General features: G+C 28.7%; 2 protein-coding genes. Both read right to left on the reverse strand.

Features of this window, described 5'->3' with window-relative positions; all coding sequences use genetic code 11:
• On the reverse strand, positions 1-703 hold a 703-nt coding region (locus K354_RS0113615; protein WP_024956019.1), incomplete at its 3' end, for a cache domain-containing protein.
• 190 nt (positions 704-893) lie between these two features.
• The coding region (locus K354_RS0113620; protein WP_024956020.1) for a methyl-accepting chemotaxis protein at positions 894-1,316 on the reverse strand (423 nt) is incomplete at its 5' end.

Consider the following 1,316-nt stretch of genomic DNA (forward strand, 5'->3'; position numbering starts at 1 on the left):
CCATATATTTTTTGATTAAAAAGGTACTGATTAATATAATAAGAATGATACTTATAGCTGATGCGCTCAGAACAAAAATTAACTCTTTACGCACACCTTCTTCTGATTCTTTTTTCAAAATAGTGATTTCATCTTCAATATTATCTACAAATACAGATGTACCTACAGTCCATTTGTAAGGTTTAAATTCTTGGGTATAAGCAATTTTTGGTTTAGGTTCTCCTCCTTTTTTCTTTGCAAATAAATAGTTAGTAAAACCACCGCCTTTTTTAGCTTGCTTGACCATTTCTTGCGAGAATAAAACACCATTTTTATCTTTTGATGATGCAAGATTTTTGCCTTCTAAAAATTTAAGTTTAGGATGAAATACCATTATGGCTTTTTCAGTAGTAATAAAGATAAAGCCACTGTTATCCTCAAAATAGAAAGCTTTGCTCAATTTTTCTTTAATTTCTTGAGTAATCTTTTCTTTCGTAGCACCTTTTGCTATGTTGTCTTGATAGATTTTATCCATAACAGCAATTGCTATTTTTGTAGCATCTTTTAATTGGGCTTGTTTTTGTTCATACAAAGATTTTTCATACTTTGAAAAGAACATATTTGTTTCTTTATCAATAGCTTGATTAAAAAACCATGCTAACATACCACCTAAGAGAATTAGTGAAAAACTTATGATAATAAGTATGCGAGTAGAAATTTTCATATTACATCCTTTCAACTATAAGTTAATGTAATTATGTCCATCTCTAATAATTGCATTTTTATTTTAAGATATTCCTTAAAAAGGTTAATTAATTATTAAATATGATTTGAAAGTAACTATTTATTATATAAATAAGTAGTTAAACAAAAGTGACTAGTAACAAATTGATTGTTACTAGTCTGTAGTTAGATCAAGTTCTAAATTCAGATAACTTGTTGTTAAGAGATTCAGTCATTTTATTAAGATGTTCAGCAGCACTTGCAATTTCTTCTACATTTCTAGCATGATGTGTTGAAATATCATTTATTTCAGTAACACCAGAAATAATGTTTTCAATATCTTCACCAGTTCGTACATAACCATCAACTGTTTTATGAGAAATATTTGTTGTTTCAGTCATGATTTTAGACAAGTCAGCAATTTTCGTTTCTACATCTGTTGCTGTACCACTGAGTGCTTCCACTTTTTTTGAATTAGTTGTCATTTGTTCACTTGAATCCATAATTGATTGAACAATAACACTTATTGTTGAATTGATCTCAACTAATGATTTTTGAGTACGTTCTGCTAGTTTTCTTACTTCATCTGCAACTACTGCGAATCCTCGTCCATG

The organism is Sulfurospirillum arcachonense DSM 9755 (genome assembly GCF_000597725.1).
Classification (GTDB): Bacteria; Campylobacterota; Campylobacteria; order Campylobacterales; family Sulfurospirillaceae; genus Sulfurospirillum_A; species Sulfurospirillum_A arcachonense.